Source organism: Mucilaginibacter sp. PAMB04274 (assembly GCF_039634385.2).
Classification (GTDB): domain Bacteria; phylum Bacteroidota; class Bacteroidia; order Sphingobacteriales; family Sphingobacteriaceae; genus Mucilaginibacter.
Genome location: NZ_CP155081.2, coordinates 2,845,057 through 2,869,616 on the forward strand (window position 1 = coordinate 2,845,057; position 24,560 = coordinate 2,869,616).

At 42.4% G+C, this 24,560-nt stretch carries 15 protein-coding genes; 12 read left to right on the plus strand and 3 right to left on the minus strand.

Translation table 11 applies throughout. The features are described from left to right. The first annotated feature begins 1 nt into the window (after position 1). Entirely contained in the window at positions 2-1,261 is a 1,260-nt protein-coding gene (locus ABDD95_RS12000; protein ID WP_345947566.1) for an aspartate kinase, read from the plus strand. Here ABDD95_RS12000 and ABDD95_RS12005 read toward each other — a convergent pair. Then, positions 1,258-3,312: a tetratricopeptide repeat protein gene (locus ABDD95_RS12005; RefSeq protein WP_345947567.1), complete on the minus strand. Its 2,055-nt coding sequence runs from the start codon at positions 3,310-3,312 to the stop codon at positions 1,258-1,260. The genes ABDD95_RS12000 and ABDD95_RS12005 overlap by 4 nt on opposite strands. 230 nt (positions 3,313-3,542) lie before the next feature. Here ABDD95_RS12005 and ABDD95_RS12010 point away from each other — a divergent pair, with 230 nt between their 5' ends. From ABDD95_RS12010 to ABDD95_RS12020, 3 genes are read left to right on the plus strand one after another with little or no spacing between them, the layout of a single operon-like run. After that, positions 3,543-4,898, plus strand: coding sequence for a glutamine synthetase family protein (locus tag ABDD95_RS12010; protein ID WP_345947568.1), 1,356 nt, complete (start codon positions 3,543-3,545; stop codon positions 4,896-4,898). A gap of 22 nt (positions 4,899-4,920) precedes the next feature. After that, the gene (locus ABDD95_RS12015) at positions 4,921-5,970 is read left to right on the plus strand and encodes a hypothetical protein (RefSeq protein WP_345947569.1); all 1,050 of its coding nucleotides are present in this window, start codon (positions 4,921-4,923) and stop codon (positions 5,968-5,970) included. A gap of 16 nt (positions 5,971-5,986) precedes the next feature. Then, entirely contained in the window at positions 5,987-6,835 is an 849-nt protein-coding gene (locus ABDD95_RS12020) for a TIGR01459 family HAD-type hydrolase (RefSeq protein ID WP_345947570.1), read from the plus strand. Positions 6,836-7,250: 415 nt separating this feature from the next. On the opposite strand, the gene ABDD95_RS12025 is transcribed toward ABDD95_RS12020, so the two are convergent. Beyond that, on the minus strand, positions 7,251-7,445 hold the full coding sequence (locus ABDD95_RS12025) for a hypothetical protein (protein ID WP_345947571.1): 195 nt from the start codon (positions 7,443-7,445) through the stop codon (positions 7,251-7,253). An 18-nt stretch (positions 7,446-7,463) separates the two neighbouring features. Between ABDD95_RS12025 and ABDD95_RS12030 the strand changes: the two genes are divergently transcribed. From ABDD95_RS12030 to bglX, 7 genes are all read left to right on the plus strand, one after another. Next, entirely contained in the window at positions 7,464-10,346 is a 2,883-nt protein-coding gene (locus ABDD95_RS12030) for a triple tyrosine motif-containing protein (protein WP_345947572.1), read from the plus strand. A 272-nt stretch (positions 10,347-10,618) separates the two neighbouring features. Continuing rightward, positions 10,619-13,636, plus strand: a complete 3,018-nt coding sequence (locus ABDD95_RS12035; protein ID WP_345947573.1) for a TonB-dependent receptor — start codon at positions 10,619-10,621, stop codon at positions 13,634-13,636. 14 nt (positions 13,637-13,650) lie between these two features. After that, positions 13,651-15,192 carry a RagB/SusD family nutrient uptake outer membrane protein gene (locus ABDD95_RS12040; protein WP_345947574.1) on the plus strand — a complete coding sequence of 514 codons (1,542 nt, stop codon included), beginning with the start codon at positions 13,651-13,653 and terminating at the stop codon, positions 15,190-15,192. A gap of 130 nt (positions 15,193-15,322) precedes the next feature. After that, the gene (locus ABDD95_RS12045) at positions 15,323-16,675 is read left to right on the plus strand and encodes a glucoamylase family protein (RefSeq protein ID WP_345947575.1); all 1,353 of its coding nucleotides are present in this window, start codon (positions 15,323-15,325) and stop codon (positions 16,673-16,675) included. 1 nt (position 16,676) lies between these two features. After that, positions 16,677-18,401, plus strand: coding sequence for a family 43 glycosylhydrolase (locus ABDD95_RS12050; RefSeq protein ID WP_345947576.1), 1,725 nt, complete (start codon positions 16,677-16,679; stop codon positions 18,399-18,401). Between the two features lie 6 nt (positions 18,402-18,407). Next, positions 18,408-19,067 (plus strand): GDSL-type esterase/lipase family protein, encoded by a 660-nt coding sequence (locus ABDD95_RS12055; RefSeq protein WP_345947577.1) that lies wholly within the window; start codon positions 18,408-18,410, stop codon positions 19,065-19,067. 10 nt (positions 19,068-19,077) lie between these two features. After that, on the plus strand, positions 19,078-21,381 hold the full coding sequence (gene bglX, locus ABDD95_RS12060; RefSeq protein WP_345947578.1) for a beta-glucosidase BglX: 2,304 nt from the start codon (positions 19,078-19,080) through the stop codon (positions 21,379-21,381). A 67-nt stretch (positions 21,382-21,448) separates the two neighbouring features. On the opposite strand, the gene ABDD95_RS12065 is transcribed toward bglX, so the two are convergent. After that, positions 21,449-22,666, minus strand: coding sequence for a hypothetical protein (locus ABDD95_RS12065; protein ID WP_345947579.1), 1,218 nt, complete (start codon positions 22,664-22,666; stop codon positions 21,449-21,451). A 251-nt stretch (positions 22,667-22,917) separates the two neighbouring features. Here ABDD95_RS12065 and ABDD95_RS12070 point away from each other — a divergent pair, with 251 nt between their 5' ends. Next, the gene (locus ABDD95_RS12070; protein WP_345947580.1) at positions 22,918-24,528 is read left to right on the plus strand and encodes an ATP-binding protein; all 1,611 of its coding nucleotides are present in this window, start codon (positions 22,918-22,920) and stop codon (positions 24,526-24,528) included. The last annotated feature ends 32 nt before the right edge of the window (positions 24,529-24,560 follow it).

Below are 24,560 nucleotides of genomic sequence, written 5' to 3' on the forward strand. Positions count from 1 at the left end.
AATGCTTGTATTTAAATTTGGCGGCGCGTCTGTAAAGGATGCTGCGGGTATAGCCAACCTGGCACTGATTGTAAAAAAGCACACTGCTGAGCCATTGCTTATAGTGGTGTCGGCAATGGGAAAAACAACCAATGCTTTAGAAGATTTGACCCGCGCTTATGTTAACCAGCAGGATAACGTACACCAGCTTTACGATGGTATAAAGCAATATCATTATCAAGTATTACATGAGTTGTTTGATGACTCACATCCGGTATTTGATGAAGTATCCAATACTTTTGTTGAAATTGATTGGATGCTGGAGGATGAGCCGCACGACAGTTACGATTTTATATACGACCAAATTGTGTCAATTGGCGAATTACTTTCATCCCGGATTGTAAATGCTTATTTAGTGCATATGGGGCAGCCAAGTCGTTGGTTAGATGTACGTGGTTATATACATACCGATAATAATTACCGCGAAGGTTTGGTAGATTGGAATAAAACCTGTGCAAGAATACAAAAGCACTTACCAGCCTTGCTGGAAAATAGCATTATAGTAACACAGGGCTTTTTAGGTGGCACATCCGAAAATTTTACCACTACACTGGGGCGCGAAGGATCTGACTATACAGCATCCATTTTTGCTGCCTGCCTTAACGCCCAGTCAGTAACCACATGGAAAGATGTGCCAGGCATATTGAACGCCGACCCAAAGTTGTTTACCGATACAGTAAAGTTCGACGAGCTATCTTACACGGAAGCCATCGAGATGACTTATTATGGAGCCAGTGTAATTCATCCCAAAACAATAAAGCCATTATACAATGCAGGCATTCCTTTGCTGGTAAAGTCGTTTAATGACCCGGATGCAGCAGGAACAAAGATTAGCCAGACTGGTAAAACGCAGTTTGATAAAGCGGTTATTATCATTAAACAAAACCAGGTATTACTTTCGGTATCAGCAAAAGATTACTCGTTTGTTTCCGAAAGCCAAATGAGCCAGATTTATTCTTTATTTGCCAAAAATCATGTCAAGATCAATGTATTACAAACATCAGCCTTAAGTTTGTCGGTATGTATAGACTGGGTTGAAGAACGTTTTGAGAAGCTTTTGTTGGAGTTAAGGGAAAATTTCAATGTGAAGTATAACAGCCGCTTATCCTTAATCACACTAAGGCATTACCAATACAGTTTGCTTAAGGACTTGGTTGACGGCAAGATCGTACTGCTTGAACAAATTAGCCGTAATACTGCGCAGGTTGTTGTTGCCGGTTAATATTTGTTAGACTCTTTTCGACCAGCCCTTGATACTTTGGATACAGGTATGTTAATCGCCTTGGATTCAGTTGCTATTTTAAAATAAGGCAGTGAAAAATAAAAGGTAGACCCTTGATTTAAAAGGCTTTCAACCCATATTTTTCCTTTATTAAGCTCCATAAACTCTTTGCAGATCACCAAACCCAAACTGGTACCGGTTTCATTGTTAGTGCCTTTGGTGCTTACGTTTTCGATATCAAAAACAAGCGGAAGTCTCTCTGCACTTATACCAATGCCGTTATCTTTTACCGAAAATAGCACACGATTATCAAACTGATTAACCACAGCCTCAATTTGTATGACCCCGCCTGTTGCTGTAAATTTTACAGCATTTGATAGTAAGTTGCGCAATACAAATTCAAAATGGTTAGGATCAACCATAACGGCTACACTATCGCTTACTTTGTCCTGAATTTGTATCATCTTCTTTTCAGCAGCCTCTTTGAGCAAGCCTACAGTTCGTTGTATGATTGGTTTAGGCTGCACAATCATACTGTTAAGTCTTACGCCTTTAAGCTGCATTTCGCCCCATTTAAGCAGCATGTTCAACGTCTCTAATGATACATTACTGGCGGCGGTTAACCTTTTAATCAACATCGATTTTTCTTCGCCGTTGATATCGTCATCGTCGAGCAAAAATAATAAGTCAATTACCGAAGCAAACGGCGCCCTTAAGTCATGCGCCAGTATGGAAAACAGCTTGTCTTTAACCCGGTTCGAATCCTGCAGGTCGGTGTTGGCCGTGTTTAGCAGTTTATTTAACTTACTTGTACGATAAAAGTAATAGGCAAAAACCAGTAAGGTAAGTATGCTTGCAACAGTTAGGCCGATGTAGAAGTTACGCTGTTGTTCCTGACTGCTGTTAACCTGCTTAAGTTCATTAACTTTAGCCTTAGATTTATAAAGTTGGTATTCAGACTGCAAACTAACCACCTGTTTGGCCATTGCCTTATAAAACAGGCTGTCTGCAAGTCGGTTTTGCAGCTCTTTCATTGACAAAGCAGTCTTAAAATCTTTTTCAGACTTATATAATTCAGACAGGCGACCCAATATATCAATCTGCTGTTTGTAGGCTCCTTTATCTTCAACAAGAATTAATGCCTGCCTATAATAATATAATGCTTGTTTAGCATTAGCAGCTCCATAGGTATCGGCAAGGCCGGTTAATGTTTGCAATTCGCGCAGATAGTTTTGAATGGTGCGCGCCTTTTGCAAGGCTGTTATTTGCAGCTCTATGGATTTCGCCTTGTTACCTTCCTTATTATAAACTTTAGCTAAATTATTTATCAGCGTAATGTTCAATCCTTGATATTGCGGTTCATCACTCAGCATAATTCCTTTCTCCAAATAAGCCTTCGCCTTTGCAGGCATACCCAGCTCACGATAAATCACACCGAAGTTGTTATATATATTAAGTGATAGATTGGAAAATGGAATAGTATTGTTTATGCGCTCAGCGGTATTTAAATACTTCAATGCAATGTCGAACTTGCGCTGGCCCATATAGCCTTCTGCAAGTGTTAAATATGCTTCCATACGGCCGGCTGTATTATGGCTGCGTTCGCTTACTTTTAATGATTGCAAAAAGTAACCTATTGCTTTGTCGTAGTTACCTTTTCTAAGCTCTACCACGCCTAAACGCACAATAACGGCTGCTTCACCAACAGCATTTTGCGTTTTGCGGTGAATAGCGAGTGCTTCCAGGTATTTAGGCCTCGATGTCTCAAAATCGCCTTTATTGTCGTCAATCATCCCGAGTTGATTAAGCATATTGGCTATACTTTTATCATCATGCTGCTGACGGGCCTGTGCAAGCGCCAAATTGGCAAAGAAGATAGCTGAATCGGGTTTAAAGTAGCGATAGCGCTTTATCAGTTTGTCAAAATCGACCATGTTAAGCGCAGACGATGCCTTGCCGGTTGGGATGCTACCGGGTGCCTCCGCCCTACTATAACCAATGGTTAAATAAAGCGCAGTAATAGTCAATAGTATAAATTTTCTTAGGGGCATTTATACGAACATGTAAATATAATTATTATTTCGCTTTTACGAATACTATTGATGAAAGTTGATTTTATTATTAGTTAAAGCCACCTATAAGCTATAGTCGTTTTAAAAGAAACCTGTTTTCACCGGCAGAATACTACAGACAATAGTACCCGGCTTACTTTTTAACTTTTTTAGCAAAATCACACTCGAATACCTAACTTGGCCGCACGTGTATAAACCTTACCCCACCCATGGATAAACAACAGATTCTGGAGTATTTAAATCAGAATGATATTCATCATATAAAGTTCGCCTTCGCCGATGTGGATGGAATTTTGCGGGGCAAGGTGATCCATAGAAAAAAATTTGAGGCAGGACTAGACAAAGGCTACGGTTTTTGCGATGTTGTGTTTGGTTGGGATAGTAATGACCAGGGGTATGATAACGTAAATGTCACCGGCTGGCATACCGGTTATCCCGATAAACAATGCCGTATTGACCTATCAACTTTTCGTACAATTCCGTGGCAAGATGATATGCCGTTTTTCATGGCCGATTTTAGCGGCGAGGGAAATGACAATGTACCCTGCCCCCGTACGCTTCTTAAAAAAATAGCTGATGAATGCCAAGCCCTTGGTTTTCATCCGGAGTTTGCGCAGGAATTTGAGTGGTTTAATTTTAAGGAGAATCCACAATCATTACAGCAAAAAGGCTTTGCTGATATGGAACCGTTAACACCAGGCATGTTCGGTTATTCAATACTTCGCACGTCTCAGCAAAGCGACTTTTATTTTGACTTGGTCAATTTGCTCGAACAGTTTAACATCCAGTTAGAGGGTTTGCATACCGAAACGGGGCCGGGTGTATATGAAGCTGCCATAATACATGACCATGTAGTTGCCGCAGCTGATAAAGCTGCTTTGCTCAAAAATGCTATTAAGGAAATTGCATCAAAACATGGCATCACTGCCACTTTCATGGCCAAGTGGACAGAAACTCTACCCGGTTGCAGCGGCCATGTGCACCAAAGCTTATGGAGTTTGGATAAAACTACCAACCTGTTTTATGAGCCTGCCGATGAACACCATATGAGCGATATAATGAAACATTATGTTGCTGGTCAGCTCTATTGTTTGCCGCACATTTTGCCAATGTATGCGCCAACCATAAACAGTTACAAAAGACTGGTTGAAGGTGCTTGGGCGCCAACTACTATAACCTGGGGTATAGACAACCGTACTACTGCCCTGCGTATATTAAATTCATCGGCGGCGTTAACGCGTGTTGAGACCCGTATTCCGGGTGCCGATACCAACCCTTATCTGGCTTTGACAGCTGCGCTGGCATCGGGATTATATGGTATAAAAAATAAATTGCCGCTTAACATTGCCCCTGTTAAAGGTAATGGCTATTTAGATAAAAGCAACGGCAGCATCGCTTCCAATTTGCTGGAGGCTGCCACCGCCATGAAAAACTCGGCTATTGCACGTGAGTTATTTGGCAACACATTTACAAAGCATTTTGCGCATACTCGCATTTGGGAATGGCGACAATTTAGTAAACAGGTTACCGACTGGGAATTAAAAAGATATTTTGAGATAATTTAACCCAAACGGGTTATCACCAATTATGGACCACGAATTAAGTAAGCTGATTGTACGGAAAGCTTGGGAAGGTTATGATGCTTCTAAAGTTATCAGAAGTATTGATGACATCAGCGCCAATGTATCAACCAATTTCGTATTTCGCATCACCTTTGAGGATGACGATATTATAATTGCTAAGTTATCAAATTTTGGCAAGCACGAATATTTTAAGGAAGACCACCGTATCATCCACAGTTTATCTAACAACCTGCTGTACCCATACGAGAACTTTCTGGCCAAATCGTTACTCAAAAATAACCGTGTTTATATTTACCGTCACCGGTTAAGTGGCACAGATGCCTGGGTGGTTTTTTACAACCCAACCCGCATTATGGAACGCCTCCCACGCAGGTTGGAAGATCATCACATCCGTAAGATTGCACAGCAGTTGGCCAAGTTTCATAAAGCATGTTCGAGAGCCAGCAAAGTGCTGCCCAAGTCGTCAAAAACAATGCGCACGGATATCAACACTTTACTGGAACAATTAGGGCGAGACGAAAGCAGGTTCGGAACCCGGAGCAATGCGGACCAGCTTAGGTATCATTGTGATAAATATTTGAAAGGCCGGGCCAAATATGCCGCAAACACCTTTGAAACAATACCTGTATTTATAGACTGGAACATTGGCAATTTCTCAGTTACACCTGAATTAGAACTTTACTCCCGCTGGGATTATGACTGGTTTAGGATGAGCACCCGTATGATGGATTTTTACTTCTTCAGCCGGGTTGTATCTGATGCGGGAGACCGTACCGTGTTCAGTTACCTCGTCACCACCATGATGGAGAAGCGTTTTATTATGTTTTTGGAAGAATACCATAAGCACAACCCGCTTTCTATAAATGAAGTTTACTTTTTAAAAGAAGCCTATCGTTTTTTCATTTTAAATTATGTGATAAAAGACGGCAAGCATTTTTTTAACGAGCAATATGCCGTAAAGCTACAGCAGGAGGCGTATGATATATATTTACCTTCAGTAGATCGCGACTTTGATGCCGAGGTATTACTCAGTGCGCTCAAACTAAAACCCTAATTTTAGCTCATATTCTATGCTACCTATTGATTTTAAAAGTGTTGTTGACCGTTACCAGGTAATTTTCTTTGACTCGTTCGGTGTTATAAAAAATTACAAAGGGCTCGTTCCGGGGATGATAAACACCTTTGATTATCTTGAAGAAAATCAAAAGGACTATTATATAGTTACCAATGATGCTTCCCGCAGCCCGCAACAGCTGGCTGAATCTTTTAATAAATTGGGGCTTGAGCGGATAACTCCCGAAAAAGTAATTTCTTCGGGCATGCTGGCACAGGAATATTTACAACTTAAAGTCCCCGATGGAATAGTAGCATACCTAGGTACTGATGGATCTGCCTATTACATAGAAAGTGCCGGGTTAAAGGCCATACCGGTTAGTGCCATTAATGACACTAATATAAATCAAGTAAATGCACTCGTATTTTTGGACGATGAGGGTTTTAATTGGTTTGGAGATCTAAATCAGGTTGTTAACCTGTTACGTAAGCGAACTATACCTGCTATAGTGGCCAATACAGACTTCGCATACCCGGTTACTAAAAATGATGTAGCTATCGCCGTAGGGGCTTTAGCAAATATGATTGAACACATTGTGGGGAAAAAATTCATTCGGTTTGGTAAGCCTGATTCACAGATGTTTATGTTTGCTTATGATTTGGTTCGTGAAAAAAGCAACATTAGTAAAAAAGACATAGTAATGGTGGGTGACACACTGCACACCGACATTTTAGGTGGCAATAAATTTGGTGTAGATACCGTATTAGTGTACTCAGGTAATACCCTACCAGATGAAGCGGCTACCAGTATTAATGCCACCGGCATAGTTCCTACTTACATTTGTGAAACTGCTGTAATAGTGTAAACTGTATTCAAAAATTCATACCGTATTAATCAACAATTAACTTGCATTATCCAATAATTTGTAACTTCGCCACCATCAAAGTGGATTAAATCATTTTGCCGGCACTTTACATATTTTTCCGTTTTTAGCGTTCGCTAATTTTTTCACCGCCGATACGTCTATACATAGCTCGCTTACTCATTTCAGCACTTTTATTTTCATCAAAAATTTTTGGTATAAATGAAAAAGCTAACCGAGAGCAATGCTTACGTGCATACACTTGTTTTAATTTTTCTTTCTTTTATCGGCCGGTTATTTATTGCTGCTTATACTGGCCTGGGTATAGGTGAGTCTTATTAATTTAGAGGTGCGGTTACGTTCGAGTTAAGTTATTTGACCAGCCACCACTGTTTTTCTGGATAAGCCGTCTGAGCACTTAACTTTTTGGGCTTAACGCGTTTGTGTTGAGGTTTCCGATAGTCCATTTATTTGCAGGTACCTGCTGGCTTCTTTTCCTCGTTACCCGTTTGTTGTTTAACGCCATGCCTGGTTTGCTTTCAAAGCTAACAGCCCCGTTTAAGGTACCGGCAATGCCAGTTTTAGTAATTGTTTTACTTACTTTGTATTCCATTACTGAGCTAAGCTACCTATGCGTAAACCTATACCAAGTCTGTTTATAGCCTTTCTGCTTTTTATATATTTTAATTCTGTATACGGAGCGCAGATAAAAAGCCTTGGAGTACCTTATATTCAAAACTATCATAAATCAGTCTATAATTCAGGCAATCAAAATTGGTCGGTTACTCAGGATAAGAATGGCATTATGTACTTCGGCAATGGCGAAGGACTGTTAGTTTATGATGGCCGTTACTGGCAGCAATATGTTATGCCACATCGGCAAATTGTAAGGGCTGTAGCAGCCGATGATTCAGGACGTATATATACCGGTGGCTTTGGCGAGTTTGGCTACTGGTCTTACCAGCAAAACAAACTTGTTTTTAAATCTTTAGCTTCCTTAATACCCAGGCAGAGTGCATTAGCCGGCGAGATATGGAAGATATACATTGATGGTAGCCGGGTTATTTTTCAATCATTCTCTCATATTTATATTTATCAAAACAACCATGTCGATGTTGTAAAGGCACCAACACCATTCTTGTTTCTTCACAAATGTGGCAGTCGTTTTTTTGCCGAAGTGATTAACGAAGGCCTGTACGAGTTAGTTGGTGTTAAGCTTAATTTTATCCCTGGCAGTGAAAAGATTCATGGTGTCCTTTCCATATTGCCTTACAAAAGCAACCAATTTATTATCGGCACTAACAAATCGGGGCTATACATTTTTGATGGTAAAGCATTTAACACATTTAATACACCCGCAAATCCGTTTTTAAAAGTTAATCAGCTAAACAATGGAGCGCGGGTACTGGGCAAGTACTTTGTTTATGGAACTATCCTTAATGGAATCATCATTATTAATGAGGATGGCCGGATTGTGCAGCAGATCAACAAAATCAGTGGCTTGCAAAACAACACTGTACTCAGCCTCTATGCAGACAGTAACGAAAATCTTTGGGCCGGGCTGGATAATGGCATTGATCGTGTCGAGCTAAGTTCTCCGCTGTACTTCTACTTTGATAAAACCGGTAATTTAGGCACTGTTTATTCAAGCATAATACAGAACAATAAAATTTACCTGGGTACCAATCAAGGCCTGTTTTACAGTGAATGGCCTCAACAGAATAGTTCGCTCAACTTTCACATGGTTGCCAATTCCCAGGGTCAGGTTTGGGACCTTAGTTTATTAGACGGGCAATTATTTTGCGGCCACAATAATGGCACATTCAAAGTTGTAGGTGACCGAATTGAAAAAATCTCGGCTATGAACGGTGGCTGGACCATTAAAAGGCTCAATTCAAATCCCAATTTTCTAATCCAGGGTACTTATAATGGCTTAGCGCTGTATAATAAGGATGCCGCAGGTAAGTGGGTATTAAAAGGCGCAATTGCTGGATTTGACGAACCATCACGGCATGTAGAGCAGGATAGTAAAGGCGATATTTGGGTGAGTAACGCTTACAAAGGTTTAAGCAAATTGACATTAAGCACCGACTATAAGAAAGTAATTGCTAAGCGTGCATTTGACGAAAAGAACGGTTTGCCAGGCGATTATAACATCAATGTATTCAACTTAGAAAACAAAATAGTATTCTCTTCAAGTTCGGGCTTTTATACATACGATGAACTAAGTAATCGCTTTAGCAAATATGTAATTTTAAATAAAAAGCTAGGCTCATTCGCTACATCAAATAAAATTATTAATGCCGGTGCGCATAAATACTGGTTTATAAACCATGGTAAAATGGCTTTGGTCGATTTTTCGCAACCTGGTAAATTACCCATTGATTATACCCGCTTTAGCGTGTTAGACGGCCGTATGGTTCAATCTTATGAAAACATAAGTCGCATTAGTAATTCTGTTTATCTTATCAGTGTTGACGATGGTTTCGTGATTTATGATGCAGCGGGTGACGATGCTAAGAACGTTTCGAGTAAATTACCGGCGGTACTTATAAGGCGAATTGATGACATTACTGATAGATACAAAACCTTAAGCGAAAACGGCAGTACCGGCGGACTTTTAAAAGTAACCAATAACCGGAACAATCTTCGAATAGCGTACGCGTTGCCATACTACCGCCAGGCCCATGTGAGATTTCAGTATTTTCTGGAGGGTTATTCTAAACAATGGTCAGACTGGAGTGCTGCTACACAAAAAGATTTCACCAATCTGGCTACCGGGTCTTATATATTTAAAGTACGCGCCCGTATTAACCATGCGGTGATGAGCCCTGTAAGCCGTTTTAATTTTGAAGTATTGCCACCTTGGTATGCTAGCAAATGGGCTTATATTTTTTACATGCTATTAATTGGCGTGTTAGTCTTGATTAGCAAAAAGCTCTACCGCAGAAAGCTGGCAAAAGATCATCAGCGGATAGCCAAGCAAATGCAAAGAGAACAAGACGAAAAATTGAAAGTTGAAGCCGAAGCAAATGAGCGGGAGATACACCGGCTGCAAACAGAAAAATTACAGTCTGAATTAAATGCTAAAAACCGCGAACTGTCTAACTCAGCATTATCAGTGGCTTACAAGAACGAATTGCTACAAAAACTGAGTGATGAGTTGGCAAAGCTAAAAGATGAAAATGGCAAAAGGCTACCCACAGATCAGATCAACAAGGTACAAAAGGTAATCAACGATGGCATGAATGATGAGCGCGATTGGAACCTTTTTGAGAAAAGCTTTAACGAAGCTCACGAAAACTTTTTCAAGAAACTTAAAGCACAACATCCGGAATTAGTACCGAATGACCTAAAGCTTTGTGCCTATCTAAGAATGAATATGAGTAGCAAAGAATTATCATCACTACTTAACATCACCTTGCGGGGTGTCGAAATCCGGCGGTACAGACTACGTAAAAAGTTAAATATACCTCATGATAAAAACCTGGTAGAGTTTCTCATGGAGCTTTAGCACTACATCATTACCTCTCATACTGCCTTCATTCCCATTTCTGCTAAGCATTTTGCAACTCATTAACAAATTATCTGTTTGTCATCACAAGCCTTTTAAAAGCGCATTTCAGGCTTAAAATATTTAAACATATGTTTTGTACCAGTGTTTAATTGAACGTTGATGTAATAATGTGAAAGTAGAAATGCTTGTACAAACAAAAAATCAAACTCAATTTCGCCTTGCTGTTACTCCCCGATATCAGCTCACCGATTAACTAATTTATCTACAGTATGAAAAAAACTTTTACAAGGATTATCCTTCTTGTCGTGTTTTGCTTTTCCGCTTTTTCGGTATTAGCGCAAAGCATTACAGTTACCGGAACAGTAACTGACAGCGTTGACAAATCGCCATTGCCCGGCGTCACCGTTAAGGTGAATGGCAGTACCGCAGGCACCCAAACTGATGTAAATGGTCGCTTTTCAGTTAGCGCTGCGCCTAACGCGGCCCTGCAATTCACTTACATTGGGTATATGACAAGGTCAGTTTCTGTAAATGGTCAAACCACTTTAAATATTATGCTCAGTTCATCAACCCGCAACCTGGAACAGGTAGTGGTTGTAGGCTACGGCACCCAACGCCGGCGTGACGTTACAGGCGCTGTAGGCAATGTAGGCGGTGCCGAACTGGCCAAACAGCCGGTGCAAACTCCTGCCCAAGCTTTGCAGGGAAAGGTTGCAGGCGTACAGGTGATTGGCTCTGGACAGCCTAACTCTCAACCTCAGTTACGTATACGTGGTACCGGGTCAGTATTGGGGGGCGCAAACCCTTTATACGTTGTGGATGGCGTACTAACGGATGATGTCCGTAACATTAACAATAATGATATCATAAGTATAGATGTACTTAAAGATGCTTCTGCAGCTATATATGGTGTACGAGCGGCTAACGGTGTTGTAATTATTACCACCCGCAAAGGCAAGAACGGGCCGCCGGTAGTGCGCTATGATGCCAATGCCGGCTTCAGGGAACTATCAAACCGGGTGCAGATGGCCAACCGCGAGCAATATGTTTCTTACCTGCGCGATGCAAACCCCACTATATTAACTTCTGACGCAGCTCCACTTACTACACCTGGGTCAACCGATTGGTATAATGAGGTGTTGAAGAAAGGCCTTCAAATGAGCCACAATCTGTCACTTTCGGGCGGCAGTGAAAAAACAACTTACTTCTTTAGCGTAGGTACTTTTACAGACAACGGCTTAGTTAAAACCAATGCCTTTAACCGCTACACGTTCCGCTCTAATATCGATGTAAAAATCACCGATAACTTAACCTTCGGTACACAGTTATCTTTAACCCGCAGTAAAGAGCGCCCTGTACCGCTGGAAGGTGTGTATAGTAATGTTTACCGGGCAGCACCGGTTATTCCGGCTATTGATGAGAACGGCCGTTATGGTAATACCAGTTTGTGGGGCAACCTGGGTAACCCATTGCTTAGCCTGAATAAAACAAACAACCAAACCATTAACAACCGTGTACAGGGCAATATTTACCTCGAATACAAACCGATCAAGTCAATAACCCTGCGTACAGCACTTAACGCAGATACGTACTGGAACAAATTGCGTAATTACAACTACCGCTTCGCAGCCGATCAAAATACCTTTACGGTAGCCGGCGGTCAGCAATTTAACCCATACAGCACCTTACTGGTACAAAACGACGAATCGTTCCGTACCATTTGGGATAATACTATTACCTGGCAGCAGACATTTGGCAAGCACAACTTTACCGTGCTGGGGGGTTACACACAAGAATACATACGCACCGAATTGCTTTCTGGCACACGCCGCGACGTGCCTGAAAGTCAAGACCTGTGGTACCTTGATGTGGGCAATCCTGAGGTTGGTGCCACTTATGCTAATAATGGCACCCTGTTCAAAAGGCTATCTTATCTTGGCCGGGTAAACTACAGCTATGCAGGCAAGTACCTGTTCAGCGCCTCCTTCAGGGTTGATGGCAGCTCGAGGTTCAGCGAAAAGTTCGGTTACTTCCCTACCGTTAGTGCGGGCTGGGTACTGTCAGAAGAAGACTTCCTTAAAAGCAGTAACCTCATCAGTCACTTAAAGCTTCGGGGTAGCTGGGGCCAGTTAGGTAATGATAATATTAGCCAGGGTTTATTTGTAACCACAGCAACACCTAACCTACCCTATTTCTTTAACAATGGCTTATCATTAGGCACAGCCATACAGGATATTAAAGACCCTAATCTGAAATGGGAACGTACCGATCAGTGGGACATCGGCCTGGAGTATGGCCTCTTTAAAAATAAACTTACTGGTGAAATAGATTACTATAGTAAAAAAGTGCGCGATGCGTTAACTAACGTGAGCATTCCTGGCATTTTGGGCGACCCAGATGCTATCTACGTAACTAATGCCGCTTCTTATCAAAACACAGGTATTGAGTTTTCTGCCAAATGGAGCGATAAAATAGGTAAACTGGGCTATAACATTGGTGGTAACATCAACTATAATAAAAACAAGGTAATAGGCCTAAACGGCGGCCAGGCGCTTGTTGGCGGCGGCATTGGTAACCAGGGAAGCATTACCCGTACCGACAACAACCAACCTATAGCTAGTTTTTACGTGTTACAGCAAACCGGCATTTTCCAAAACCAAAGTGAAGTTAACGCCGCGCCTGCATATAACCTTAACGGCTACGGCAAATCTGTTGGCGGTATGATGTTTGCCGATTTAAGCGGCCCTAATGGTGTACCTGATGGTGTAGTTGACACGTATGACCGTACCTATGTGGGTTCTTACCAACCCAAATTTTACGGTGGTTTCAATGTCGGGCTCGATTATCAAAACTGGGACTTAAGCGCTGATTTTTACGGCAACTGGGGTAATAAAATTTACAACGGCCGTAAAGCTTTCAGAGCAAACCCAAGTGATAACGTACAAGCCGATTATGTACAAAACCGTTGGACGCCGAGTAACCCGTCAAGTGTAAATCCGCAAGTTATTGCTCAAAATTTGCCAGCATCAACGTACTTCGTTGAGTCGGGCGCATTTTTAAGACTGAATAACCTGACACTGGGTTATACGCTACCAGCTGATGTGTTGAAACGTTTTAAATTAAACCGGGTAAGAATTTATGCTACCTCTCAAAACCTGTTTACCGCTAAACGATATACCGGTTTTACCCCGGAAATTTTAACAACTGATGTGCTTAACTCGGGTATAGATCTTAACGGCTACCCTACAACACGCACTTTCTCTTTTGGTCTTAATGTTGAATTTTAATCCAACCGTCATCCATGAAAACACTATATAAAGCTACGGCAATTGCCACTTTTACGACGCTGCTTTTGAGCACAGGATACTCCTGTAAAGACTCACTTGACATCAATCCACAAGCTCAGATCACCGAAGAACAAATCATTTCCGATCCTAATGTGGCGACAAACTTAGTAACCGGTATTTACAATATATTTTTTGCCGGCGACGCGTTTGGCAACGATGTGCGCGGGTTTCAGTTTACCATATTGGGCGATATTGCATCAGACGATGCCGACAAGGGCAGTACGCCGCAAGATTATGGCGATGCTAATGCAATTGATCAATTGCAAGCCAATGGTAATAACGGTGTGGTAAATAATATTTGGAAAGGCTACTACCAAGCCATTGCACGTGCCAACCAGGCGCTATCACAACTACAGAATGCACAGTTTGATGCCACCACCAAGAACCGGCTTATAGGCGAAGCACGTTTTCTGCGCGGCATGTTTTACTTTAACCTTGTACGCATTTTCGGCGGTGTGCCCTTATTAAATCGCGTACCAGCGGCCAGCGAAGTAAACTTACCGCAGTTCCAAACGCGCGCAACAGCTGCCGATATTTATAAGTTTGTTATTGATGACCTCACCTTTGCAGCCAATAACCTGCCTGTAATTGCCAACAACAGTGCCGATGTTGGCCGTGCAAGCAAGGGTGCAGCTCAGGCGCTGTTAGCTAAAGTATACTTGTATAACAAAGATTATCAAAATGCCTATAACGCGTCGCAAGCCGTTATTACAGATGGCACTTATGGATTGCTGAACGATTTTACACAACTCTTCAGACAATCAGGTAATAATAGCCGTGAGTCTATATTTGAAATACAGGCCGGCCAAAACCTGGCCTGTAACGCTGCTATTGATAGATTTACCGTTGCTCAAGGCCCTCGCGCCGGTGGTAAGAACGGCTGGGTAGACCGTGGTTATGGCTTCAACAATCCTTCGGTAAGCCTGGCTAATGAATATGAGCCAAATGATGTCCGTAAAAATGCGACCATTATAACAATTAATCCATCTAACGGTGCTAATTCAGTTGGCACTATCTTGTACGATGGTTTTAGGGTTCCTACGCAGGATTCGGTACAAAATCAGCGCTACAACTACAAAGCCTATTATAGCCGCGAGGCTGAGCCTAATTGTGGCAATCCTGATCGTTTACCTAAACATGTAATGGTTATTCGTTATGCCGAAGTACTGCTCATACATGCCGAAGCAGCTTCGCAAATTGGCCAAGGCGGTGCAGCCCGGACTGATATTAACGCCTTGCGCAGAAGAGCCAAGGTTGCCGAGCTAACCGGCATACCTACCCTACAGCAAATTTGGCACGAGCGCCGTGTTGAACTGGCCATGGAACAAGACCGCTTTTTTGACCTGGTGCGCCAGGATGCCGTACAACCGGGCCGTGCAGCCGCGGCGTTTACTGCCGATGGAAAAACCTGGAACGCAACACGGGCCGTGTTCCCTATACCGCAACAGCAAATTGATTTGAGCGCCGGTAATCTGAAACAAAATCCGGGTTACTAATTTTTAGATAGGTGGAGCGATTAATGCAGCTCCACCTATTCAATTTAAGTTTACTGTTATACTTAAGCAGAACGCTTAAGTCGATAATCTCAACCCATAGCGATCTGCTAATCGTCAACCTTAATTTTTAATGAAGTATATTGGAATATCTCTCTTTTTGTTAGCAATTGCTCTAAGCACTGGAACGGCGTTAGGGCAATCTACTAAAGCTATTACTTCTAAAAAGAAACTTACCGACGAGCAGTTACTTAATTTGGTGGAACGGCAAACGTTCCAATACTTTTGGGATGGCGCCGAACCTAACTCGGGCCTGGCCCGCGAGCGCTATCATATCGACGGAGACTATCCGCTGAACGATAAAAATGTAGTGGCAACCGGTGCAGCTGGTTTTGGTGTTATGGCCATTATTGCTGCTATAGACCGTCATTATATTACCCGGCAAGCCGGTTTTAAGCGCCTGCAAAAAGCAATTAACTTTTTAGAAAAGGCCGACAGATTTCATGGCGCATGGCCGCACTGGATGTATGGCGAAACTGGCAAAGTGAAACCCTTTGGTGCTAATGATGACGGTGGCGACCTGGTAGAAACAGCTTACCTGGCTCAAGGTCTGTTATGTGTGCGGCAGTACTTTAGAAACGGCAACACTGCCGAAAAGCAGCTGGCTACCCGTATTGATAAGCTTTGGAAAGAGATTGACTGGAACTGGTACCGTAATGGCGATAAAAACGTACTTTATTGGCACTGGTCGCCACGGGTTGGATGGAAAATGAATTTTGCCGTAACAGGGTACAACGAATGCCTTATCATGTATATTATGGCTGCCTCCTCGCCCACACATGGCGTTCCCGCCCAGGTTTATCATGAGGGCTGGGCGCGTAAAGGCGGTATAGATACGAATATAAAAGTGTACGGTTACCCTATCCGGCTAAAGCACAATGGTTCACCGGGTAATGTTGGTCCGTTATTTTGGGCACAGTATTCATATCTGGGCTTAAGCCCCAAAGGCTTAACAGACCGCTATGCCAATTACTGGATAGAAAACCAAAACCATACACTTATACATCGTGCGTATTGTATAGACAACCCTAAACGCTTTAAAGGCTACGGCACTGATTGCTGGGGATTAACAGCCAGCTATTCGGTTAACGGTTATGCAGGCCACAGCCCTACTGAAGATTTAGGTGTAATATCGCCAACGGCCGCATTTGCCTCCTATCCCTATACACCTGCATACAGTTTAAAAATGATGCGGCATTTATATGAAGATTTAGGCGATAAGGTTTGGGGAAAATACGGCTTTTACGATGCTTTTAGCGAAACCGATAACTGGTATCCAAAACGTTATTTGGGCATAGACCAAGGACCTATAGCAGTTATGATAGAAAATGGCCGCTCGGGCTTATTGTGGAATTTATTTATGAGCTGCCCCGAAGTAAAAACCGGATTAAAAAAGCTCGATTTTAAAAGCCCTTACTTAAAATAACATGAAGTATGTTTTTAAAATGTTGTTTTGCCTGCTACTGAGTCTTGCCGCCCAGGCTCAGTTTAATCAAAACAGTACGTACTGCAACCCGCTCAATATCGATTATACCTACATGATCTACAATGCCGGCGAGGGTTTGTCTTACCGCTCAGGTGCCGACCCCGCCGTGGTTAAGTTTAGGGGTGAATACTATATGTTTGTTACCCGTTCCATGGGTTACTGGCACTCCAGAGACCTGGCCAACTGGGATTTTATAACACCCGAAAAGTGGTACTTTCAGGGATGCAATGCACCGGCAGCGCACAGCTATAAAGATTCGGTACTATATGTAGCTGGAGATCCCTCAGGTTCCATGAGCATCCTGTACACTGACAATCCAAAAAAAGGCGACTGGAAAGCAACTCCGTTCATCCTGAATGACCTGCAAGATCCCGACCTGTTTATTGATGATGATGGCAAAGCATATATGTTTTGGGGATCATCAAACACATTTCCTATAAAAGGCCGTGAGCTTGACCGCACCAACAATTTCAAACCCGCCAAAGAGATAACCGAACTGTTTAAGCTGGACGGTGAAAAACACGGCTGGGAGCGCTTCGGTGAAAACCATTCGGATACTAAGCTAAAGGGGTATATGGAAGGAGCCTGGCTAACCAAGCACAATAACAAGTACTATATGCAATATGCCGCGCCAGGTACAGAATTTAACGTTTATGGCGATGGTGTATACGTAAGCGACCACCCGTTGGGGCCATACTCCTACGCACCTAACAACCCTATTTCGTACAAGCCCGGGGGGTTTATGAATGGCGCAGGGCATGGCAGTACGGTGCTGGGGCCGGGTAACCAATATTGGCACTTCTCATCCATGTCGCTATCAGTAAATGTAAATTGGGAACGCCGGCTATGTGCTTACCCAACGGGTTTCGACGCTGATGGGCTAATGTATACCAACACGGAGTACGGCGATTATCCGCACTATTCCCCCAATATGCCTGCCAAAAAAGGTGGTTTTACCGGGTGGATGCTGTTGAACTATAAAAAGCCGGTTACTGCTTCATCTGCCCTATCAGCCCAATATACTGCCGATAAAGCGCTGGATGAAAATGTAAAATCTTTTTGGATAGCTGCTAAAAATGATGATAAACAATGGTTGCAGGTAGATATGCAAAAGCCATCTGCGGTTTATGCGGTTCAAATTAACTACCACGATTATCAGTCGAACCTTTACGGCAGGCTACCTGGCTTATACCATCGTTACACGGTAGAAAGTAGTATGGACGGAAAGAGCTGGATTACTATCATCGATAAAAAAGACAGCTTTGCCGATAGCCCTAACGATTATGTGCAGCTTGCAGAACCGGTTACAGCAAGGTATATACGTTATCATAACCTCCATGTACCTACGCCATATTTGGCCATATCAGGTTTCAGGGTGTTTGGTAAAGGCAAGGGCGTTGCACCTAAAACGCCTGCTAACTTCAAAGCCAGGCGCGGAAGTGACCGTCGCGAAGCGCTCCTAACCTGGAATGCGGTAAAAGGCGCCCAAGGATATAACGTTAAATGGGGTATAGCGCCTAACAAGCTTTACAGTTCATGGCTAGTGTATGATAAAAACAGTTTAGATTTAAAGAGCCTTAATGTAGATCAAACTTATTACTTTACGGTTGAAGCCTTTAATGAAAATGGCATCAGTAAATCATCATTATCCAAACAATCACAATAATTAACCATGAAATTGAGAATCATTGCCCTATTAATTTTTACCGGCCTCTTTGTTACAGCTCAAGCACAACAAAAACCTGCTTTTTGGAAAGAAGTGCAGGCATTTAAAAAGAAAGACAGCCTGAACATGCCGACTAAGGGTGGTATATTGTTTATTGGCAGTTCATCATTCACCAAATGGACAGACCTCGAAACGGTTTATAAAAGCTATGGTGCCATAAACCGCGGCTTTGGCGGATCAACCTTAATTGATGTTAACAACTATGTAAAAGATGTGGTATTTCCGTACGCTGCAAGGCAGGTTGTAATTTATTGCGGCGAAAATGACGTAGCGGCCGGTGCAAGTGCCATTGAAACGCTTAACCGCTTTGCAACCCTGTTTACCAGCATCCGTAATAATCAGGATAACGTTCCCATCATATACGTATCCATGAAACAAAGCCCATCCCGAACAAAGTATGCTTCGGCCGTAATACATGCCAATGCACTTATTAAAGAATTCCTGAGCCATTATCAAAGCACACAGTTTGTGGATATTGATTCTAAAATGCACAACAAAGACGGCAGCCTCCGACCAGAGTTATTCTTGTCCGATATGTTGCACATGAAGCCAGCAGGCTACGATATATGGATTAAAGAATTGACTCCTTATCTGCAAAAAAAATAGAACTACAATTATGAAAAAAGCAACTTCGCTATTGTTGAGCTTAGCTTTTAGTACTACAACTTTACAAGCACAAACTAAAAAGCCTGTAAGTACCGAACAAGCAAGAATGAATACGTTTGTTAGCCAGCTGATGGCTAAAATGAGCGTTGATGAAAAGATAGGCCAGCTAAACCTGGTTACCGGAGGCGAAGCAACAACCGGCACTGCCGTAAGTACTGATGTTGAAAGTAAGATTGCTAACGGGCAGATTGGCGGCATATTTAGTCTTACCACGCCAGCGCGGATCCGTAAAGCTCAGGAAATTGCCATTAATAAGAGCCGTTTAAAAATTCCGTTAATTTTTGGACAGGATGTAATACATGGTTATAAAACCACCTTCCCAATCCCATTGGCATTAGCCGCAAGCTGGGATTTAGCACTGATTGAACGCACGGCGCGTGTGGCAGCTATAGAGGCCAGTGCCGATGGCTTAAACTGGACCTTCTCCCCTATGGTTGATATATCGCGTGATGCCCGCTGGGGACGTGTAGCCGAGAGCAGTGGCGAGGATACTTACCTGGGTTCTCAAATTGCCAAAGTGATGGTAAAAGGCTACCAGGGCGACGATCTGAAAAAGTACAATACCATAATGGCCTGTGTTAAACACTTTGCCTTATACGGCGCTGCCGAGGCTGGCAGGGATTATAATACAACCGACATGAGCCTCGACCGTATGTACAATGACTACCTGCCACCTTACAAAGCGGCTATTGATGCAGGCGCAGGCAGTATAATGGCATCGTTTAATGATATTAACGGCGTACCCGCAACAGCAAACAAGTGGTTGTTAAATGATCTGTTACGTAAACAGTGGGGGTTTAAAGGTTTTGTAGTATCTGATTACACCGGTGTAAGTGAGCTTATAGAACACGGCTTAGGAGATTTGCAGAACGTGTCGGGACTGTCATTGAAGGCAGGTACAGATATGGACATGGTAAGCGAGGGATACTTAAAAACACTTAAAAAATCGCTACAGGAAGGCAAGGTCACCATAGCAGAAATCAATAATGCATGCCGTTTAATTTTAGAGGCTAAGTACAAATTAGGCCTGTTTGAAGATCCTTACCGCTACTGCAACGAAGACCGCGCTAAAACAGAAATTTTAACGCCGGCCAATCTACAATTTGCGCGACAAGCTGCTGCACAAACTTTTGTGTTGTTAAAAAATGAGAACAAAACACTTCCGCTAAAAAAAGCCGGAACAATTGCTGTCATTGGTCCGCTGGCTAATACCAAATCTAACATGCCGGGTACTTGGAGTGTAAACGCCGACCTTGCAAGCACTCCCTCGCTTTTGGAAGGCTTAAAAGCAGTAGCCGGCAACAAGGTTAATATATTGCATAGCTTTGGCTCAAACCTAACCGGAGATGCCACGCTTCAGCAGCATTCTACAATGTTTGGCCGTGATATTCCGCGTGACAACCGCCCTGAAGAGGAAATTATTAAAGATGCCATAAATACTGCACAAAAAGCCGATGTTGTGGTGGCTGCTTTAGGCGAAGGCTCGGAAATGAGCGGCGAAAGCTCGAGCCGTACCAACATTGAAATACCTGATGTGCAAAAACGATTACTTGCCGCCTTACTAAAAACGGGTAAGCCAGTAGTACTGGTGCTGTTTACAGGTCGCCCGCTGGCAATTAAATGGGAAAGTGAGCAGGTGCCAGCTATCCTAAATGTTTGGTTTGGAGGCTCGCAGGCGGCCTACGCCATTGCAGATGTTTTGTTTGGTGATGCCAATCCGTCCGGCAAACTGGCTATTACATTTCCACAAAATGTAGGGCAAGTACCCATTTATTACAGCCATAAAAATACAGGTCGTCCCTTAGCTCCGGGTGGTTGGTTTACCAAGTTTCGTTCCAATTATTTAGATGTAAGCAATGATCCGCTGTATCCGTTTGGCTTCGGCTTGAGCTATACAACCTTTAGTTACAGTGATATTAAGTTAAGCGCTGCGGGCTTTAAACCGGGGCAATCTATTACCGCCAGCATAACCGTAACCAATACTGGCAGTACCGAAGGTAAAGAAGTGGTACAGCTTTACACCCGCGATATGGTGGGCACGTCCACACGTCCGGTTAAAGAACTCAAAGCCTTTCAAAAAATCAGCCTCAAACCCGGTGAAAGCAGGCAGGTAATTTTTACCCTAAGAGAAAACGACCTAAAGTTTTATAACCAGGACTTGAAATACGTAACCGAACCAGGTGACTTTAAAGTTTTCATCGGCCCTAACTCTCGGGATGTAAAAGAAAGTCAGTTCAAATTACTGAGTAAATAGAACCCATACGATAAATGGAAAAGGCCGGCCGGATTACAAGTAAACGCTTGTAACCTGACCGGCCTTTTTAGTGAGCCCCCCCTTTTTGCAGGGGCTCATAATGATACACTACCTGATAAGGCGTATTCTTCAACTTTGACGAAACCTGACCTATACGTAAATCCTCAGGCTGTAAAGTAGGTTCACATACCGAGTATAACTTACCATTATACATTATGGCATCTTTATCGGGCTTATCAAACTGCACAGCTATGGTTACATGGGTTGGATAAAGCAAGGCTATCATTGGGAGGTTGTAGAGCTCTTTAACCAAGTAAAAGAACAAACCAGCCCTGTCGTCGCAGTCACTATAATTATTAAAAAGTGTTTCTTCCGGCGATAGCCTTTTCTCCTTGCCAAAGTTCTGCGCATCATCTTCGTACAGGAAAGCATAACGGGTAAAACGCATCAGGTAATCCACCCCTTTTTTCTGGTTCATACCTTTTGTATTAGCCCGCAACAGGGGTATAAGCGAACTGTAGGTTTGGTGGGTAAGCGGTATATTAAAATAGGTCTTGAAATCTACACCAGGGTAATTGGTAAAAATACTGTCTACCTGCCGGTTCAGCTTAATGTTAAAATTATAGGTTTTATGGTCATAAACAAAGCCAAGGCTCTTTTCAAAATAACTTTCGGCTTTAAAATCGGGCATGCGTGTTACCTCATATGAAAACGAATTGCTGGCTTCGGGTATTTCAATCTTAACCGGATACGGCGGTTCCAGGTGCAAATCTGCATTTGGGTAATCATGATAGTTTAAGCACATGTACTTTTTACCCTCTATCATAAAAAACGGTATATCGGTTATATCTTCATTGTTGTAAACGTAAAAGATGAGCTTTGTATTGGCTATGGCCAACCGTGCGTCATATCCCGATTTGGATAACAAAAACCATTTATATAACGTGTACCGGGCATAATTATCAGATTTAGCGCTAATTTGCTGAGCCGTACGCCTTATTAATTGATAGTAAAGCCAATCGTTGAGTTGATGCTTTTCTTTATATGCCAACAACGATGTTATCAATGATTCGTAACTGCTGGTGCTTAGTTTGTTGTAAAAGCTTTTAACGGCATGCGGCGTAACAGGTGTTACAAAGGCTGCTATTACGGAGGTGTCCACATCCGTTTGAAAGGTATCGTTATAAATCTCAAACTTTATAGGCACAGTCTTATTTTGTCCATAAGCAAAAGATAGCCCATAGGTGGCAAATAAAATGTTTAGACAAATAACAAGACCCTTCATCGGGTTTATAATGGTTTTATTAAAATTACTTAAATTTTAACGTCAGCAAGAAGATTCTGGTATTTTTTTTTGTACAACCTGCAGTAATACCTTCAATTGAGCAAATAGCGCTTACTGTAATTTTAACCAAAAAGAAATCGCATTTTTATTCAAGAATTACAATTCATCACATATAATTAAAACTTGTCAATTATTGGTTTAAATTTTACCTTTACAACTCTACAAAACATTGTTATAATACCTGGAGAAAAATGAAAAGTGTTTTTAGCATCAATATTATTCCTGATAACGATGTTGAACGAGTAAAGGCGGTGAACCGATACTGCATTTTTAATTCGGCGCCTGAGCCGTCATTTACAAGGATTGCCGAACTTGCTAAAACCATTTTTAAGGTACCAATTGCACATATCTCTTTCATGAGCGGTGATGAGGAGTTCATTAAAGCGAATGTTGGTCTTGGAGAAATGTTAAATGTTGATCGCGGGGAAAGCATGTGTGCATTGACTGTGCTCCATCAAAAAACTATAGTTGTTGAGGATGCTACCGAAGATTCTTTGTTCGACAATCACCCCTATGTGCATGGCCCGTTCGGCTTAAGATTTTATGCAGGTGCTCCATTAATTACTGCTGACGGTTACACCATTGGTACAATGTGCTTGGTGGATACTAAACCTCGTAAGTTTTCGGACCACGACAAAGATGTTTTAGAAGGACTTGCAGCAGTGGCCATGGAACAAACGGAGCTACGGTTGGCAACTCTTCAGGAGACGGAAAAGCAACTAGCTATTAACGATAAGCTAAGCGCTAGCGAACAACGCCTGCAAAGTATATTAGACACCATGGCCGAAGGTGTAGGTATTGTAAATACCGATGGGCATATGGTTTACGCAAATAATATAGCGCAGCGCATATTAGGTATAACAAGACACGAGTCAAAGGAGCGTGGTTACAATCAATCTCCATGGCAGCATTTGCAGGTGGACGGTTCGCCGCTCCCACCTGAAGATCATCCAATGGCGGTTATGCTACGTACGGGTACATCTATTTATGATCATGAAATTGCTGTGCAACCACCAAATGCCGAGCGTATTTATATCTCCATAAACGCTGCTCCTATCACAGATCCTATAACAGGTAAAATAACCGGTGGTATTGGTACGTTTACGGATGTTACCAACAGACGCAAGCTATTGCAGCAAAAAGAGGAATTCATAAGCATTGCAAGCCATGAGCTTAAAACGCCCGTAACAAGTTTGAAGGCCTCTTTACAAATGTTGGATCGCATGAAGGACAACCTTACGCTGGAAAGAGTAAATAAACTGGTTTCACAATCTAACAAAAGCCTTAGCAAATTAAGCGGCCTTATCGGAGACCTCTTAGACGCTAACCGATTAAGCCATGGTCAATGGCAGATACATAAAACTCGTTTTAAGCTGGAAGATATGTTAACAGATTGCTGTCAGCATGTTAAAAATGCCGGCGTATTTAACACCGTATTGAAAGGCGATATCAGCACTGAAGTATTTGCCGACCAGCAACAGATTGACCAGGTAATGGTAAATTTGGTTAACAACGCCGTTAAGTATGCGCCGGGTTCAAAGGACATTGTTATCAAAGTAAAAAAGCAGGTTAGTGCGGTTAAAATATCAGTTATTGATAAAGGTCCGGGTATATCACCTGACAAGTTACCTCACCTTTTTGAGCGCTATTACCGGGCCGACTATACAGGCATGCAGTTTTCTGGCTTAGGTTTAGGCCTGTACATTAGTAAAGAAATTGTTGAAAAGCATGGCGGCCAAATAGATGTTGACACTGAATTGGGAAAAGGCACAACTTTCTGGTTCACTTTGCCCTTGCAGTAATCTACCAATAAATATAATGTAACGAGCAATCC

What these genes read in the sequence shown, in the direction of transcription:
- bglX (WP_345947578.1), top strand. Translation starts at nt 19,078, where the DNA reads ATGAAAAAAGCAACTTCGCTATTGTTGAGCTTAGCTTTTAGTACTACA.
- ABDD95_RS12045 (WP_345947575.1), top strand. Translation starts at nt 15,323, where the DNA reads ATGAAGTATATTGGAATATCTCTCTTTTTGTTAGCAATTGCTCTAAGC.
- ABDD95_RS12035 (WP_345947573.1), top strand. Translation starts at nt 10,619, where the DNA reads ATGAAAAAAACTTTTACAAGGATTATCCTTCTTGTCGTGTTTTGCTTT.
- ABDD95_RS12020 (WP_345947570.1), top strand. Translation starts at nt 5,987, where the DNA reads ATGCTACCTATTGATTTTAAAAGTGTTGTTGACCGTTACCAGGTAATT.
- ABDD95_RS12030 (WP_345947572.1), top strand. Translation starts at nt 7,464, where the DNA reads ATGCGTAAACCTATACCAAGTCTGTTTATAGCCTTTCTGCTTTTTATA.
- ABDD95_RS12050 (WP_345947576.1), top strand. Translation starts at nt 16,677, where the DNA reads ATGAAGTATGTTTTTAAAATGTTGTTTTGCCTGCTACTGAGTCTTGCC.
- ABDD95_RS12005 (WP_345947567.1), bottom strand. Translation starts at nt 3,312, where the DNA reads ATGCCCCTAAGAAAATTTATACTATTGACTATTACTGCGCTTTATTTA.
- ABDD95_RS12000 (WP_345947566.1), top strand. Translation starts at nt 2, where the DNA reads ATGCTTGTATTTAAATTTGGCGGCGCGTCTGTAAAGGATGCTGCGGGT.
- ABDD95_RS12015 (WP_345947569.1), top strand. Translation starts at nt 4,921, where the DNA reads ATGGACCACGAATTAAGTAAGCTGATTGTACGGAAAGCTTGGGAAGGT.
- ABDD95_RS12070 (WP_345947580.1), top strand. Translation starts at nt 22,918, where the DNA reads ATGAAAAGTGTTTTTAGCATCAATATTATTCCTGATAACGATGTTGAA.
- ABDD95_RS12010 (WP_345947568.1), top strand. Translation starts at nt 3,543, where the DNA reads ATGGATAAACAACAGATTCTGGAGTATTTAAATCAGAATGATATTCAT.
- ABDD95_RS12055 (WP_345947577.1), top strand. Translation starts at nt 18,408, where the DNA reads ATGAAATTGAGAATCATTGCCCTATTAATTTTTACCGGCCTCTTTGTT.
- ABDD95_RS12025 (WP_345947571.1), bottom strand. Translation starts at nt 7,445, where the DNA reads ATGGAATACAAAGTAAGTAAAACAATTACTAAAACTGGCATTGCCGGT.
- ABDD95_RS12065 (WP_345947579.1), bottom strand. Translation starts at nt 22,666, where the DNA reads ATGAAGGGTCTTGTTATTTGTCTAAACATTTTATTTGCCACCTATGGG.
- ABDD95_RS12040 (WP_345947574.1), top strand. Translation starts at nt 13,651, where the DNA reads ATGAAAACACTATATAAAGCTACGGCAATTGCCACTTTTACGACGCTG.